The 1039-nt window shown below is 60.6% G+C and carries 1 protein-coding gene; it reads left to right on the forward strand.

What is annotated here, in order from left to right:
• Positions 1-40 precede the first annotated feature (40 nt).
• Positions 41-925 (forward strand): cytochrome c oxidase subunit II, encoded by an 885-nt coding sequence (locus ACXJ7R_RS34055; RefSeq protein ID WP_457155625.1) that lies wholly within the window; start codon positions 41-43, stop codon positions 923-925.
• Positions 926-1039 lie beyond the last annotated feature (114 nt).

Genomic DNA, 1039 nt, shown 5'->3' on the forward strand with positions numbered 1-1039 from the left:
GGACAGCTTCGCGCTCCCTCGAATGCCGGGAGGACGGGACATGGCCGTAGCGCTTGTACTCGTTTTGGTCGTCGTGGGCTCGGTGTTGTTTCACCTCCTGRGCCCATGGTGGTGGACGCCGATTGCCTCGAACTGGAGCTATATCGACAACACCATCATCATCACCTTCTGGATCACCGGCGTCGTCTTCTCCGCGGTGGTTCTGTTCATGGCCTATTGCGTCTTCCGCTTCCGTCATCGGGACGGAAACCGGGCTGCCTACGAACCGGAGAACAAACGGCTCGAATCGTGGCTGACGATCGTCACCGCGGTTGGGGTCACGGCGTTGCTGGTTCCCGGCCTGTTCGTCTGGAGCCGGTTTGTCAACGTCCCGAGCGACGCAACCGACGTCGAAGTCGTCGGCCAGCAGTGGCAGTGGAGTTTCCGCCTGCCGGGCAAGGACGGCAAGCTTGGCACATCCGACACCCGTGACGTCACCGCTGACAATCCGCTGGGCGTGATCGCCAGCGATCCCAATGGTCAGGACGATGTCGTGGTCGAGGCGGCTGATCTGCATCTGCCGGTCGGCAAGCCGGTCAAGATGCTGCTCCGCTCGATCGATGTGCTGCACGATTTCTATGTGCCGGAATTCCGCGCCAAGATGGACATGATCCCGGGCTCGGTCACCTATTTCTGGTTCACCCCGACCAAGACCGGAACCTTTCAGGTCTTGTGCGCCGAACTTTGCGGCCAAGGCCATCCTTTGATGCATGGTGTGGTCATGGTCGACACCCAGCAAGACTATCTGGCATGGCTTGGCCAGCAGCAGACTTTCGCCCAGTTGTCGGCACCCCAGCAAACGGGCTCGGCAGACCAGGCGCCGGGCAAGACGACGGCGTCAGGTTTGAAAATTGCAGCAAAGCTCGAAACGGTCGGGTCTCGCTGAAAAGGACACGGAGGTGTTCCTATGGTCGACATCACGCCTGCAGATGGCATCCCGCCGGCCGAAGTCGCGGAGGTGGAACTCTACCATCCGCACAGTTGGTGGACGAAATACGTC

The sequence above is a fragment of the Mesorhizobium sp. P5_C1 genome, assembly GCF_054049815.1.